Below are 255 nucleotides of genomic sequence, written 5' to 3' on the forward strand. Positions count from 1 at the left end.
TAGGCTCTTGGAGGCGATGAAGGACGTGTTAAGCTGCGATAAGCTTCGGGGAGGTGCACAAGACCTTCGATCCGAAGATTTCCGAATGGGGCAACCCAGTAGATTGAAGATCTATTATCCTATTTAAGATAGGAGGCGAACCTGCTGAACTGAAACATCTAAGTAAGCAGAGGAAGAGAAAACAAAAGTGATTCCGTAAGTAGTGGCGAGCGAACGCGGATTAGCCCAAACCAGTGTTGTTGCGGCAAGACTGGG

1 rRNA gene is annotated in these 255 nt (G+C 48.2%); it reads left to right on the forward strand.

The features are described 5' to 3' along the window. Nucleotides 1–255, forward strand: a 23S ribosomal RNA gene (locus SKC37_RS11680); the annotation flags it as partial.

It is taken from the genome of Aquirufa esocilacus (genome assembly GCF_042715595.1).
GTDB classification, from domain to species: domain Bacteria; phylum Bacteroidota; class Bacteroidia; order Cytophagales; family Spirosomataceae; genus Aquirufa; species Aquirufa esocilacus.